Raw genomic sequence first — 14563 nt, forward strand, 5'->3', positions numbered from 1 at the left:
ATTACATGAACAAGATAAAATGCTCCCATATTTTGGTAGGTAAGCAAAGCGAAGCTCTAGCAATTCTTGAGAGAATAAAAAAAGGCGAAAAGTTTGGAAAACTTGCAAAGGAGTTATCAACAGATACAGGCAGTGCCAAAAGAGATGGAAATCTAGGATACTTTACCAAAGGAATGATGGTAAAACCATTTGAAGAGGCAGCATTCAAACTCGAGATTGGTCAGGTGTCAGAACCAGTGAAAAGTGAATTTGGATATCACATCATAAAGCGAATGGGTTAGAGAAAATCATCTAAATTATTTTTGAGTCCACTTTTTTCCTTTTCTAGTGCTCGTGTCATCTTATCACCCATGTTCTTTGCGGCATTGATCTTTCTCTTGCCAATCCAGTAGTAGGTCTCATCAATAGTGTCCTTTGCAATTAGTACGATTAGCTTACCTGTATCACGTCTGCCAGTTCTTCCTCTTCGCTGAACATAACGAATTGAGCTAGGAACATTATCATAAAACACAACAAGATTTACTTCAGATATATCCAATCCTTCTTCCCCTACACGAGTAGCAATCAAAACTTTGTAGAGACCGTCACGGAATTTTTGCACGGTCTCAATCTGTTTTTTTTGTTTTAGACCGGTTTCACCTGCCTTTCCAATAAGAAAGCCACACTCAATTCCCATCTCAGTTAGTTTTGTGTAAATCACATCAACAGAATCCCTGTAACTTGTAAAGACTAGCACTTTACCAGGAGAATTTTGAATTATCTCTTTTAGTTTTATCATTTTGCTGTGCTCTATTCCATCTTTTTGTGCTGCTTTTGCTAGATGTATTGCACGTGTAAAATTGGGATCAACCTCAAAGAGTTCCTTGACACCGACTCCTTTCTTTTTTTGTGTTCTTTCACAGAATCGTAAAAACGAAGTCACACCATGAGCTTCAAAAATATTAAGGGCATATGTGATTCGAATTGCAGTAAAGAGTGGCTTTGCTGATCTTCTGTTTTGATTTAACACAAATTGACGAATTCGAAGTAATGCAGAGAGTGATTTTTGATCAGAGATGTTTATTCCATTTTTCATTAGTTCTTGATATCTTTGATCAAGGGCCAGATTCAAGAGAGTTTGGATTGCTTTCATTTGAGGCGGCAAATCAACATTAATCCATTCTGTGTTAGTTTGCTGTACATAAGGGGCAACATCAGGACTGTCTTCACTTCGTTGCGCGACACTTTGAATTCTTAGTGTCTTCATTATCTGAGTTGCCTTTTCTTTTTCACTAGGCAAAGTAGCAGTCATTCCTACAATTCTAGCATTAGTGTGAATGATTCTTTCTGCAATGCCAGAATATGCATAATCACCTATTGTGCGATGTGCCTCATCAAAGATAACGAGGCTAAATTGTGAAGGAGAGACAATGTCTCTATCCAAATCGTTTTTTGCAATCTCCGGAGTAGCACAAACCACGCTATTATTCCAGTTTTTTTGACGTTTAGAAATTGGATCCTCACCAGTAACTATAGAGACATCATCAATTGTGAGATTTTGTTTTAGAAATTCATAGTGTTGGTTCACTAGAACCCTAGTTGGCGCCAAAAATAAAACGCCTCCAGTTCCTTTTGATAAAAATTCAGCGATAATTTGTAGTGCAACGGTAGTTTTTCCCAAGCCCGTAGGCAAAACAATAATGCAATTTTCATTTATTGCCTGAGCAGCTAGATTTACCTGATAATCTCTTTTTTCAATAGAGTTTTTTGTAATGTATTTTTTGTCAATATACTCTAAGGTGACCATACTCATCAAAATTACTGATTTTACTTATCGTTTTTAGGTTTCGTGTAGTTCTTTGATATGTGTTAGTCAAATATTCAGATATATTGTAAATCAACCGTTTATTGGAAGAATTTAGTGGTTTATTTTAATCTCAAATAATTGTGAAATCAAATTTTGTGCTTTGCTGGCCTCAAATTTTAGGTAATTTTGGACAAGAGAGTCTTGCAATCGGTCAATTTTTTCTGGGTATGCAAAAGATTTTGTTTGGTTTATCTCAGAAAATGATTTGTCCAAACAAAGATAGCAAATTTGCTTTACTATGTGTTGAGCAACAATCTCTTGACCTTTTTTGTATATTGGAAATAGGTTACTCTTTCTATCAATTCCATGCGAAGTGATAGGATCTGACTTTTCATGTTTCATAATTGGTGAAATTTTGTATCCATAAAATCCAGGAGATAAACCACTGTCAACGTATTTGTTTTTCTTATTATCAATTAATGCAATTTCTTGGTAATCAGTATCCAATGTTTTTCGAAGTATTTGGTATGATTCAACACCCAATAATTCAGAATCCCATTGAAGAAGTAATGAGGACGAAGAATGATCACTAACACTAAAGTGGATTTCAGAAGGAGATTCAGAGGGAAGGATTCCTAGTAAATTTCCAGAATCCCATTCTAATGAAGATGCAAAAGCATTATCAAGATACGGAATAGTACAGACCACTAGTCCAGTAATTACCATTATTGCCAATCCAATGCCCCTCATGCCCAGTAGGGATAAACACTTGCATCAAATAAGGAATGAGGAAATTTTCTATTATTTTATGGCCAGATTGGAACTTTGGTGAAAAAAATAAAAGATTAAGGGTGGTTTTTCTTACTGAATTTTTGTTCAGATACTTTTTCAGCCTTTAATGATTCTTCTATGATTCTTTTCTGTAGTTCGATGTCGTTTGATCTATCAACGATGTTGTATTGTATGGTCTCAAATCCAGGATTGTCTTTCTGAAGGGTTTGACCCAACAGAATTTGATCTAATGTATCTTCTGCAATCATGGCCTGACCAGATTTGTAGATTGAAAAGAATGCATGATTTCTATCATATCCATGTGAGGATATGTCATCGATGATCTTTTTTGCAGGCTCATAGTCTTTAATCCAAAAGCCATCTTTCAGATGCCATGTGTTACCCATCTCATCTATGACATGTGTTTTATCATAGATTGTCAAAGTGTGTAGGTAACCTTGATTATCCATGGCCTGTACTTTCTTCAATGGATTCAACGACTTGCCTTCGATTTCAATACCGTGGTTGTAAAAGTTTTGCCAAGAGTTTTTGCGTTCATCCCAAACTTGAGTTCCTACAATGTTGAAATCAAGGGGTGCTCTAAACGTATGATATATTGTTACGATTAGACAATTATCATCAGTTAATGCTTCATTGCATTGTCCAACATCAGTGTCTAGTCTAACGTTTTGCAAAACATTTTCTGGATCATAAACGGTTAGAGTTTCTTTTCCTTCCCAATCCTTGTCCCAGATTATTTTGGCATTGCTGCTAATCATGTATTCTCCTTTTCCAAGACCAAAACCAAATTCAAAATGTTTGATGTTCCATGGTCCTTGGTTTTCATAGATCTTAAAGGTTGCAACATTTTCTTCTCCCACATTTACTTTGAGTAGTGGATACGGGGTGAAGAAGTATTCAACATCAGTGGCTCGTCCATTATAGACAAAGCCATCTTCTACCCATCGCTTTCCATCATAGTCTACACCTAATGTGGGATGAGTACAGTCCTTTGAGCAGTCACCACCACCTAAGATATCGACTCCAAAGTTACCAGACAGAGTAGCTGTATCTGCACCAACATTGATTAGATCAGTGTTTCCTCCATCAGCATCAGCGATAGTTGTAGTACCTGCACCTTGTACGGTTGTACTAGATATTACAGGAACGTTTCCTAAACCAGTAATAGTTATTGTTAGTGAAGTGCTATCTGCACTCCATAGTCCTGTGTATGTTGTACCTCCACCGCTAATATCCGGACTAGCAAAGGTAAAGTTTGCATTAATTTCTGCAGTTGTCATTGTTCCACCTCCAGTTGCATTTGTTGCAATATCAAAATTAATGGTCAGTGTGTCGCCTACAGAGTAGACAAGATCACCATTATCAGGATCAGCTGCAACAAAGGTATCAAACTGTGGAACTGCTGCAAATGCATCATCAGTCAGGGTACTAAAAATTCCCAAAACTGAAAGGCTTCCCAGTAAGAGTATTGATTTTATGTTTAGTCCTTTAGCCACAAAATAAATGAAATTTTTTCATACAAGTTTCTATGTTAAAACAGATCGAACAAACAATTTTTCAAATATACTATAAGAAATGATTTTTTGATGCCTGAATATCCATATATGGTAGCAAAATAGAATTTTACTGTGAGTGAAAAGTTCGAAAGGCCAAACTGGGATGAATATTTTATGCTCCAGGCAGAACTTGCAAAATTGAGATCAAATTGTATGACGAGGCATGTAGGTGCTGTAATCGTTAGAAATAATCGCCAGTTAGCGACAGGATACAATGGAACACCTCCAGGAATCAAAAATTGTTTTGAAGGAGGATGCAAGCGATGTGAGCTAAGAATGCAGGGAAAATTAGAATCTGGCGCTTCATTAGATAGATGTCTGTGCAATCATGCAGAGGCAAATGCAATAATGCATTGTGCCATTTTAGGAATAGAGGCAGGAATTGAGGGGGCGATACTATACACTACATTTGTTCCGTGCTTAGAATGCACAAAGATGGCAATCACTATTGGAATTAAAAAATTTGTTTGTCTTGATTCGTATCCTGAAACTGATTATGACCTTCTCAAGGAAGCAGGTGTTGAAATAGTTGAGATTAACAAAGAAAAGATCCAATATTGGGCACAAAAGTTGTTTGAGGGATATGATGTCAAAGTGGTCACAAAATGAGGTGAGTGATTGCAAAGTCAAACCACCGAAGTCCAAAATGAGATTAGAAACCTTCCACCTTCATTATTGATTTCAGCATCATATGACAATCAAAAAAAATCAGCAGTGCTGAAATTTTACGAGCCAACATCACAAAAAATTATCCTATGGTCAGACGAGATAGGCCACAAGCCATACTGCTTCTCAAAGCTAAATCCAGAAGAGCTTGATTTTTTACAAGAAAGAGATGATGTGCTAAAAATTGAACCAGTAAAGAGGTTAGATTTACTGCGAGATGAAGAGGTCACCTTATCAAAAATCACAACAGCAGACCCATTGGCAATCGGTGGAACTCAAAGTGACAAAAGCATTAGAAATCTGATTGAGACTTGGGAGTCAGACATCAAGTACTATGAGAATTATCTGTATGATAGAAGTCTAATCATTGGAAAGTTTTACGAGATAGTTGATGGTAAGATTCAACCACATGATGTTGAGATTCCAGATGATGTCAAGCTCGCACTAAAGAGCCTGCTCTGGGACAAGTTACAAAATGACAGCATGGTAGATACAAAACAATTTGAAGAGTACATTACCGAATGGGCAAACTTGCTAAACCAGCCAATACCAATAATGAAGAGACTAAGCTTTGATATAGAAGTAGAAGTTGAGATTGGACGCATTCCTGATCCAAAGATTGCAGAAAAAAAAGTCACAGCAATTGGATTTAACGGAACAGATGAGCTCAAACAAATTTTTGTTTTAAGAGATCCAAACATAGAAGAAGGAAAAAATGATCTAGATGTCGATGTCAAGATAAGATTTTTTGATGATGAAAGAGAGATGATAGAAGCAGCATTCAAACTGATTCAAGAGTTTCCTTTTGTTGTAACGTATAACGGAGATGACTTTGATATGCCGTATCTTTACAACAGGGCAGAAAGACTAGGAATCAAAAATTCCGATAATCCACTATACATGATGCGAGACTCTGCCACTCTAAAGCACGGAGTGCATATTGACCTATACAGAACTCTCTCAAATCGTTCATTTCAGATTTATGCATTTAGCAACAAGTACACTGATTTTTCACTAAATAGCGTCTCAAAGGCACTACTCGGTGAAGAAAAGATCGATTATGGAGTTGATTTGGACAAGCTTACCATGTATCAGTTGGCAAACTATTGCTTTAATGATGCAAGACTCACCTACAGGTTGACTAGCTTTAACAATGACATCCTCATGAAGTTGCTAGTCGTAATTTCACGTATTGGTAGAATGCCAATTGATGATATTGCAAGAATGGGCGTATCACAATGGATTCGCAGTCTACTATACTACGAGCACAGGCAAAGAGGAGCATTAATTCCAAAACGAGAAGAGCTAGAAAGACGGTCTTCCGGAGTGGTAAATGATGCCGTAATCAAGGATAAAAAATATCGAGGAGGCCTAGTTGTTGAACCAATTGAAGGAATTCACTTTGATGTAACTGTGATGGACTTTGCTAGTCTGTATCCAAGCATAATCAAGGTGCGCAACATATCATATGAAACGGTAAGATGCCCCCATGAGGAGTGCAAAAAAAATACAATACCAGATACAAATCATTGGGCCTGTACAAAAAAGAATGGGATGACTGCCCTAGTCATTGGCTCCCTAAGAGACCTCAGAGTAAATTACTACAAGAGTTTATCAAAACAGGAAAACCTAACTGAAGATCAAAGACAACAGTACACAGTTGTCAGTCAAGCACTCAAAGTAATCCTAAATGCAAGCTATGGCGTAATGGGTGCTGAGATATTTCCATTATATTTTCTTCCAGCAGCAGAGGCAACTACTGCAATTGGAAGATATATCATTCTGCAAACAATCAAGCGATGTGAAGAGACAGGAATCAAAGTTCTCTATGGCGATACTGATTCATTGTTTATAAAAAATCCAACTCGAGAGCAAATTCAAAAAGTTATAGAAAGAGCAAAAAAAGAACACGGAGTAGAGCTCGAAGTTGACAAGGAATACAGATATGTCGTGCTAAGCAGTAGAAAGAAGAATTATCTTGGAGTGACAAAGTCTGGAAAAGTAGACGTCAAGGGATTAACTGGGAAAAAATCACACACACCGCCATTTATCAGGACTTTATTCTATGAACTACTAGAGATACTATCCAAAGTAAAAAGTATCGAAGAGTTTAACAAAGCAAAATCACAAATTAGTAGCAAAATTGCTGAATATGGAAAAAAGGTAGAAGCAAAAGAGATTCCACTAAACGAATTGGCATTTAATGTAATGATTAGCAAAGCACCATCAGAATATGTAAAGACAGTTCCTCAGCACATTCGTGCAGCAAAATTACTGGAATCAATTAGAGAGATTAAGAAAGGAGACATCATATCCTATGTTAAAATACTCAACAAGCCAGGAGTAAAACCGGTAGAATTGGCAAGACAAGATGAAGTGGATTCAAAAAAATACATGGAGTTTTTAGAGAGTACTCTGGACCAAATTACTTCATCAATGGGACTAGACTTTGATACAATCCTAGGCAAGCCAAAGCAGACTGGCCTTGATCAATTTTTCTGGAATTAGTGACAAAATGTGTTCCTAGATGATTTTTCACTAACAATTATTGTGATTGCCGCAGGGGTTTTGATTTTATCTGGATGGGTAGAGCAGATAATTCGAGGGTACAGAACTAAAAGCCTCAAAGATGTATCGCCATATCTAATGATACTAATCGCAATAGGGGCACTATTATGGTTAATTTACGGAATTGAAATTTTAGATCCATACATCATTGGCACAAATATTGCAGCTATAATTCTAATGATAATCATATTTGGATTAAAGAGAAGATATGATAGAAAAAAATCATTGTGAAATATTAAATACAAGAATTCGATTGGGGTTTCAGGATAAAGATTGTTTGTAATAAATTGCAAAAATTATGAAGAGATTGCAGGAGAAAATATTGTAAAGTTTGTCAGGATTTGTGAAAAAATTGCCAAAAAACATAAAATAAAAATGGCAATCGCTCCACCTCAACATCTCTTAGGAAAAATTGCCAGCAGTAAGATTACAATTCTTGCACAACATGTTGATAATACAAAAATTGGAAGTACTACAGGTTTTGTAATTCCAGAATTGATAAAAAAATCCAAAGTCAATGGATCAATTATTAATCACAGTGAGCATAGAATTCCTGGTAAAGATATAGCAGAGCTTGTCAAACGATTGAAAGAATTAAAATTAATTTCTATAGTTTGTGTAAAGAATGTTGCAGAAGTAAAAAAATATTCAAAATTAAATCCGGATTACATTGCAATAGAGCCTCCTGAATTAATTGGTTCAGGAAAGGCAGTATCAACAGAAAAGCCAGAGCTTATCACCCAAGCAGCAAAAGCAGTACACTCTGCAAAAAACAATACGAAACTTTTATGCGGTGCCGGAATTGTTTCTGGAAAAGATGTCTCCAAAGCAATTGAGCTTGGATCTAAGGGAATTTTGGTGGCAAGTGGAATCATCAAGGCAAAAAACTGGAATAAAATAATAGATGACTTTGCAAGGGCAATGCTTTAAAACCCCCTAAAATTCAGTGGATTCCTAGGAAAAATGAAAGCAGTATACTCTTTTGATGAAGGAAACGGTAAAGACCGCAAACTTTTGGGAGGAAAAGGAGCAGGACTTTGTGAAATGACACGACTAAAACTACCAGTTCCTCCAGGCTTTGTAATTACAACCGAAGTCTGCAAGAAATACTATCAAAATGACAAAAAATTACCTAACGAGGTCATCTCGCAAGTAAAAAAGAACATTGCAAAGATGGAAAAAAAGACTGGAAAAAAGTGGAATTCAAAGGACAATCCGCTGCTGGTGTCAGTTCGCTCTGGTGCTGCAATATCCATGCCAGGTATGATGGATACAATTTTGAATTTAGGAATTAATGATATCACAGTAAATGGATTAGCACAAAAAAGCAACAATCCAAGATTTGCCTGGGATTCATATCGCAGATTTGTTCAATTATTTGGCAAAGTAGTATTTGGAGTCAATGACAAATTGTTTGACCAAGTGTTAGAGGATGCAAAAAAGAATCAAGCGGTTCAATCAGATAGCGCATTAAATGAAAAATCACTAAAAGCAGTTGTTGCAGAATATAAAAAAATCTGTGAGAAACAAACTGGAAAACCATTCCCGACTGATCCTTTTGAGCAATTAACCCTAGCAATCAAAGCAGTGTTTAACAGTTGGATGGGAGAACGTGCTATTGTTTATCGTGAAAAATATAACATTACAAAAGATATTGCAGATGGAACTGCAGTAAATGTTGTATCAATGGCATTTGGCAACATGGGTAATGATAGTGCCACAGGAGTTGTATTTACTAGAAACCCCGGTGATGGTTCAAGACAAATCTTTGGAGAGTACCTAGTCAACGCACAAGGTGAAGACGTAGTTGCAGGAATCAGAACTCCAAAACCAGTGGATGCAATGCAGCAAGAGATGCCAAAGTCATACAAACAATTGTATGACACATGCCAGAAATTAGAAAAACACTACAAAGAGCCTCAAGATATTGAATTCACAATTGAGCAAGGTAAATTCTTTTTACTACAAACTCGTTCTGCAAAGATGAATGCAGCTGGAATGGTAAAAACTTCAGTTGCAATGGTAAAAGAAAAACTAATCAACAAAGAGCGAGCATTATTACGATTACAAGCAGAGCAGTTAGAACAGCTATTACACAGAACAATTGATCAAAACAGCGTTAAAGGTCATACTCAAATTACAAAAGGAATTGCAGCATCCCCAGGGGCAGCAAGTGGAATAGCAGTATTTGATGTAAAAAGAGCAGTTGCAATGGGCGACAATGGAGCCAAAGTCATCCTAATCAGAGAGGAAACAAAGCCAGAAGATGTACCTGCATTTTTCTCATCTGTTGGAATTCTAACCAGTAGAGGAGGAAAGACATCACATGCTGCAGTTGTTGCTAGAGGCATGGGAAAACCATGCATAGTTGGCTGTGCGGAATTAAAGATAGATTATGATGGAAAAAGATGCATGGCAGGTGATAAGGCCATCATTGAAGGTGATGCAATTACAATTGATGGCAGTACAGGAAATGTATATTCTGGAAACGTACCTACAATAGAGCCAAAAATTACCGATGATTTTAAAACAATTCTAAGCTGGGCCCAGAGTACAAAGAAGCTTGGTATTCGAGCAAATGCTGACACACCAGAAGCAGCAAAATTAGCTAGAGAGTATGGTGCTCAAGGAATTGGACTATGTAGAACAGAAAGAATGTTCAATGGACGTGACAGAATAGGCCTCTTTGTAGACATGATTATGGCAGACACCATAGAAAAACGAAAACAAGTTTTAGAAAAATTAGGTCAATTACAAAAAAGTGATTTCATTGAAATCCTAAAAGCAATGGAAGGTTATCCAGTAACAATTCGATTACTTGATCCACCATTACACGAGTTTTTGCCAAATCCAGAAGAGCTAGCAAACAAAGTAAGAAAGCTAGAAGAGCAAAATGCATCGGATGAGCTTAGGAGAACAAAGACAATTCTTGAAAGAGCACGTGAACTTGCAGAGATTAACCCAATGATGGGACATAGAGGAGTAAGAGTAGGAATTACTTATCCAGAAATTTATGAAATGCAGATACGAGCAGTGTTTGAGGCATCAGCAGAGTTGACAAAACAAAAAGTTGATGCAAGACCTCAGATAATGATTCCTCAAGTAAGCAGTATTGCCGAATTAAATCAGATAAAGAGAATTTATAATAAAATTAAATCAGAGATGCAGGAAAAACACAAGATAAAATTCAAAATTAATTTCGGAACTATGCTAGAAGTAGTAAGAGCATGTTTAACTGCTAGCGAATTAGCCGAGACTGCAGAATTCTTTAGTTTCGGAACAAATGATCTTACTCAGGCAACATTTAGCTTTAGTAGAGAGGACGCAGAAGGAAAGTTCTTGCCAGAATATCTCAATAAGGAATTACTAGAAACAAGTCCATTCCAGTCAATTGATGTCAACGGTGTTGGAAGCCTAATGAAGATTGGACTAACACAAGGACGAGATGTAAAGTCTAACATGGAGGTTGGAATTTGTGGAGAACACGGAGGAGACCCACGCTCAATCAAATTCTGCCACAAATCAAATCTAAGCTATGTTAGCGCATCACCGCATAGAATCCCTATTGCCATTGTAGCAGCAGCTCAGGCAGTACTAGAAAACAAAAGTTCAAAGAAAAAACCTGCTAAAAAGCAAGTCAAAAAGGCAAAGAAGAAAGCCAAAAGACGATAATCCAATACAATTTAAAACAGATTAAGCAGTTTTCATATCATGCTGCCAAGAATTGATTCCATTAAACAGATGAGAACAAAATTAGGCATTACACAAAAAAAACTTGCTAGCATGACAGGAGTAAGCACTTCTATGATAAATCAGATAGAATCAGGGAGAAGTCAGCCAAGCTATGAGACAGCAAAGAAAATCTTTGATAACCTTGCAACACTAGAAGGGAAATCATCATCACATATTGCAGGAGACTTTTGTAGCAAGGATATTGTAAAAATCAAACCAAACAATACCTTACATGATGCAATAAAAAAGATGCACAAGTTTTCTATCAGTCAGATTCCGGTCTTTGAAGGAAACGATCCTTTAGGAGTTGTATCAGAAGATGGAATCATGAAGCATTTAGCAGATGTTGGAGAATCAGAACTAAAGCACGCAAAGATCCTAAACACAATGGATACAGTTCCTCCAATTGTGGATTACAATACACCTGCAAATGTTTTGGTGCCTTTGATAAGATATTCAAAATGCATATTGGTATCAAAGAAATCAAAGATTGTTGGAATAATTACTGCATCTGACACTCTTAAAATGATGGAATAATTATTTTGGATGAGAGCAGAGCTCTGCTAATACTCCGCTGAGTGACTTTGGGTGAATAAAAGTAACTTTTGTTCCAGCAGAACCAGGTCTAATTTTACCTAGGAATTGTATTCCGCATCCTTCCATTCTTGTTACCTCACCCTCAATATTATCAGTCTCAAGTGCCATGTGATGCAAGCCTTGACCTTTCTTTTCTAGAAATTTCTTAATCGGACTAGTTTCATTTGTCGGCTCCATAAGCTCTATTCTTCCATTCTCAAGGTGTATGATTGCAACCTTAACTCCCTCAGTCTCTACTGTCTCAAACTCAACTTCATCTACTCCGAGGGCTTCCTGATACTGTTTTGCAGCAGATTCAACATCATTTACTGCAATGGCGATATGATCAATCTTCATCTAGAATACCTCCTTTGGCCTATACTCTCCAAACACTTCACGGAATGTGTTACTGATCTCACCAGTAGTAGCATAGGCCTTTGCAGCATCAAGAATGTAAGGCATTAGATTCTCATCAGTATCTGCGACTGACTTTAGCTTTGATAACGCATCCTCAACTTTTTTGGCATTTCTAGATGAGCGAAGTTTTTTGAGATCTTTATTTTGCTGTATCTCCACTTTATCATCAATACGCAATAGTTCTGGTGGTTTTTCGTTGGCTTCAATGAATTTGTTGACACCCACAAGGATTCTCTGTTCCTCATCAGCTTCTTTTTTGAGGCGGTATGCATTTTGTCTAATTTCAGATTGGAAGAATCCCTTTTCAATTGCTTTGATAGAGCCACCCATCTTTTCAATTTTTTTAAGATAAGCCCAAACACCGTCTTCTATCTCATCACATAGATACTCAAGATAATGTGAGCCGGCCATTGGGTCAACTGTTTTTGTGATCCCACTCTCATATGCTACAATTTGTTGGGTTCTAAGTGCAATTTTTGCAGATTCTTGGGTTGGCAATGCAAGTGCTTCGTCTCTAGAGTTTGTATGTAACGATTGTGTTCCGCCAAGTACTGCAGCCATTGATTGAATTGCAACACGAACAATGTTGTTATCTGGTTGCTGGGCAGTTAATGACTCTCCACTTGTTTGAGTATGGAATTTTAATTGTAATGATTTTGGATCCTTTGCGTGGAATTTTTCTTTTAGAATTTTTGCATAAACTTTTCTTGCAACACGAAACTTGGCAATCTCTTCAAAAAATTCTATTGTACAACAGAAGAAGAATGATAAACGAGGTGCAAAATCATCAATCTTTAATCCTTGATCCAAACATGTCTGAATATATGCAATTGCGTTTGCCAAGGTAAATGCAACTTCCTGTGTTGCAGTAGAGCCTGCTTCCCTCATATGGTAACCGGAAATAGACACAGGATACCACTGTGGGACTTTTTTAGCACAATAACCAATCATGTCACCAATAATTCTCATGGAAGGTTGTGGTGGGTAGATGTAGGTATTTCTTGCAATGTACTCTTTGAGAATATCATTTTGGGTTGTACCACGTAGTTGTTCGCTTGATGAACCCTGAGATTCCCCCACTGCAATATAATATGCAAGCAATGTAGATGCAGTTGAATTAATTGTCATAGAAGAGCTAACCTTACCTAAAGGAATGCCATCAAAAGCAGTCATCATATCTTTTAGAGAAGCAATAGAGACTCCAACTTTTCCAACTTCACCTTCTGCTTGAGGAGAATCAGGATCATGCCCAATTTGAGTTGGCAAATCAAATGCCATACTAAGGCCCGTCTGTCCTTTTTCTAACATGAACTTGAAGCGTTCATTTGTTAACTTTGCATCGCCAAATCCAGAGTACTGACGCATAGTCCAGAATCTATCACGATACATTCCTGCATGTATGCCACGAGTAAATGGATAGGTGCCTGGTTCTTCTTTCTTTGTTTTCTTTGCAGACTTGTGAAAGACACGTTTTATTGGGATGTTAGAATCAGTTACAAATTGCTTTTCAGGAGTTTTTGATTTTGCCATTTTAATCATTTTAACAATGCTTTTGTAATTTTGTCTCCTGCTTCAAAGGGATTAATCTCACGTGCTTGTAATTTTTTAAGATATTTTGCATAGGTTTTATCAGAATTCAACAATGTAGTAATTTTTTCGTTAATGTTATTTAAAACAATATCTTTTAGCTCAGATTCTAATTGACTTAGTTCTTGCTTCTTTTTTGTTTTCTTTTTTAAAGCCATTAATTCTTTGAGTTTCTTTGCAAATTCAGATATTCCCCTGTTCTTTTTTGTAGATGTCTTTAAGATGATAGGGTTTTTTTCTGATGCTCCAATATAATCGCGCACTGCATCGTATAGCTGAGATGCACCATCCAAATCGCTTTTGTTAACAAGATAAACATCTCCAATCTCAGTTAATCCTGCCTTTATGGTTTGAATGCTATCTCCAGTGTGAGGATTAAAGACTACAACTGTAATATCAGCAATATTGGAAATTTCAATCTCAGTTTGGCCAGCACCCACACTTTCTATAATTATTGGGTTAAAGCCAGCATATTCTAAGACACGTATACTATTTCTGACTGAATGAGATATTGCTCCAGTTGCTCCCCTAGATGCAATGCTTCGGATATAGGTGCCAGAATCAGTTGATTCAGTCATTCTTACTCTATCACCTAAAATTGCACCACCAGTTACATGACTAGTAGGATCCACAGCGAGAACTGCAGGTTTTGTTCCTAATTTACGAAGCTCTACTGAAGTCACATTGATTAAAGAACTCTTTCCTGCTCCTGCAGGTCCTGTAATTCCAATTATTGATGAGCTTCCTGTTTTTGAAAATATTTGCTTGATAAGTTTTCGTGCTTCTTTTTGATCATTTTCTATAATTGATATTGCCTTTGCTATTGCGCCACGTTTGCCTTTTTTGAGGTCAGTAAGCAGTGTCAATGTATGAAGTTAATTTT

At 36.9% G+C, this 14563-nt stretch carries 13 protein-coding genes; 7 read left to right on the top strand and 6 right to left on the bottom strand.

The genetic code is table 11. The features are described 5' to 3' along the window. Positions 1–5: 5 nt before the first annotated feature. Positions 6–281 (top strand): peptidylprolyl isomerase, encoded by a 276-nt coding sequence (locus C6988_RS03725; protein WP_182133718.1) that lies wholly within the window; start codon positions 6–8, stop codon positions 279–281. On the opposite strand, the gene C6988_RS03730 is transcribed toward C6988_RS03725, so the two are convergent. The 3 genes from C6988_RS03730 to C6988_RS03740 form a co-directional block, all read right to left on the bottom strand. Continuing rightward, positions 278–1786, bottom strand: coding sequence for a DEAD/DEAH box helicase (locus C6988_RS03730; protein ID WP_182133719.1), 1509 nt, complete (start codon positions 1784–1786; stop codon positions 278–280). The two genes, C6988_RS03725 and C6988_RS03730, sit on opposite strands and share 4 nt — an antisense overlap. A 111-nt stretch (positions 1787–1897) precedes the next feature. Then, positions 1898–2536: a hypothetical protein gene (locus C6988_RS03735; protein ID WP_182133720.1), complete on the bottom strand. Its 639-nt coding sequence runs from the start codon at positions 2534–2536 to the stop codon at positions 1898–1900. Positions 2537–2631: 95 nt separating this feature from the next. Then, the gene (locus tag C6988_RS03740) at positions 2632–4074 is read right to left on the bottom strand and encodes a hypothetical protein (protein WP_182133721.1); all 1443 of its coding nucleotides are present in this window, start codon (positions 4072–4074) and stop codon (positions 2632–2634) included. Positions 4075–4206: 132 nt separating this feature from the next. Here C6988_RS03740 and C6988_RS03745 point away from each other — a divergent pair, with 132 nt between their 5' ends. From C6988_RS03745 to C6988_RS03770, 6 genes are read left to right on the top strand one after another with little or no spacing between them, the layout of a single operon-like run. Beyond that, on the top strand, positions 4207–4743 hold the full coding sequence (locus C6988_RS03745) for a deoxycytidylate deaminase (protein WP_182133722.1): 537 nt from the start codon (positions 4207–4209) through the stop codon (positions 4741–4743). A gap of 9 nt (positions 4744–4752) precedes the next feature. Continuing rightward, entirely contained in the window at positions 4753–7308 is a 2556-nt protein-coding gene (locus C6988_RS03750) for a DNA-directed DNA polymerase I (RefSeq protein ID WP_182133723.1), read from the top strand. Between the two features lie 9 nt (positions 7309–7317). Beyond that, positions 7318–7599: a SemiSWEET family sugar transporter gene (locus tag C6988_RS03755; RefSeq protein ID WP_182133724.1), complete on the top strand. Its 282-nt coding sequence runs from the start codon at positions 7318–7320 to the stop codon at positions 7597–7599. 42 nt (positions 7600–7641) lie between these two features. After that, positions 7642–8298, top strand: a complete 657-nt coding sequence (gene tpiA, locus C6988_RS03760) for a triose-phosphate isomerase (protein ID WP_182133725.1) — start codon at positions 7642–7644, stop codon at positions 8296–8298. Positions 8299–8331: 33 nt separating this feature from the next. Next, positions 8332–11040: a pyruvate, phosphate dikinase gene (gene ppdK, locus C6988_RS03765; RefSeq protein WP_182133726.1), complete on the top strand. Its 2709-nt coding sequence runs from the start codon at positions 8332–8334 to the stop codon at positions 11038–11040. Positions 11041–11079: 39 nt separating this feature from the next. Next, entirely contained in the window at positions 11080–11637 is a 558-nt protein-coding gene (locus tag C6988_RS03770) for a CBS domain-containing protein (RefSeq protein WP_182133727.1), read from the top strand. On the opposite strand, the gene mce is transcribed toward C6988_RS03770, so the two are convergent. From mce to meaB, 3 genes are read right to left on the bottom strand one after another with little or no spacing between them, the layout of a single operon-like run. After that, positions 11638–12033, bottom strand: coding sequence for a methylmalonyl-CoA epimerase (mce, locus tag C6988_RS03775; RefSeq protein WP_182133728.1), 396 nt, complete (start codon positions 12031–12033; stop codon positions 11638–11640). It lies immediately after the preceding gene. Further along, positions 12034–13632 (bottom strand): acyl-CoA mutase large subunit family protein, encoded by a 1599-nt coding sequence (locus tag C6988_RS03780; RefSeq protein WP_182133729.1) that lies wholly within the window; start codon positions 13630–13632, stop codon positions 12034–12036. Beyond that, the gene (meaB, locus tag C6988_RS03785) at positions 13629–14546 is read right to left on the bottom strand and encodes a methylmalonyl Co-A mutase-associated GTPase MeaB (protein ID WP_182133730.1); all 918 of its coding nucleotides are present in this window, start codon (positions 14544–14546) and stop codon (positions 13629–13631) included. Before meaB ends, C6988_RS03780 begins: the two co-directional genes overlap by 4 nt. Between the last annotated feature and the right edge of the window lie 17 nt (positions 14547–14563).

The sequence above is a fragment of the Nitrosopumilus sp. b1 genome (genome assembly GCF_014078545.1).
GTDB lineage: Archaea > Thermoproteota > Nitrososphaeria > Nitrososphaerales > Nitrosopumilaceae > PXYB01.

What these genes read in the sequence shown, in the direction of transcription:
- C6988_RS03730 (WP_182133719.1), bottom strand. Translation starts at nt 1,786, where the DNA reads ATGGTCACCTTAGAGTATATTGACAAAAAATACATTACAAAAAACTCT.
- C6988_RS03735 (WP_182133720.1), bottom strand. Translation starts at nt 2,536, where the DNA reads ATGAGGGGCATTGGATTGGCAATAATGGTAATTACTGGACTAGTGGTC.
- mce (WP_182133728.1), bottom strand. Translation starts at nt 12,033, where the DNA reads ATGAAGATTGATCATATCGCCATTGCAGTAAATGATGTTGAATCTGCT.
- C6988_RS03770 (WP_182133727.1), top strand. Translation starts at nt 11,080, where the DNA reads ATGCTGCCAAGAATTGATTCCATTAAACAGATGAGAACAAAATTAGGC.
- ppdK (WP_182133726.1), top strand. Translation starts at nt 8,332, where the DNA reads ATGAAAGCAGTATACTCTTTTGATGAAGGAAACGGTAAAGACCGCAAA.
- C6988_RS03725 (WP_182133718.1), top strand. Translation starts at nt 6, where the DNA reads ATGAACAAGATAAAATGCTCCCATATTTTGGTAGGTAAGCAAAGCGAA.
- C6988_RS03780 (WP_182133729.1), bottom strand. Translation starts at nt 13,632, where the DNA reads ATGATTAAAATGGCAAAATCAAAAACTCCTGAAAAGCAATTTGTAACT.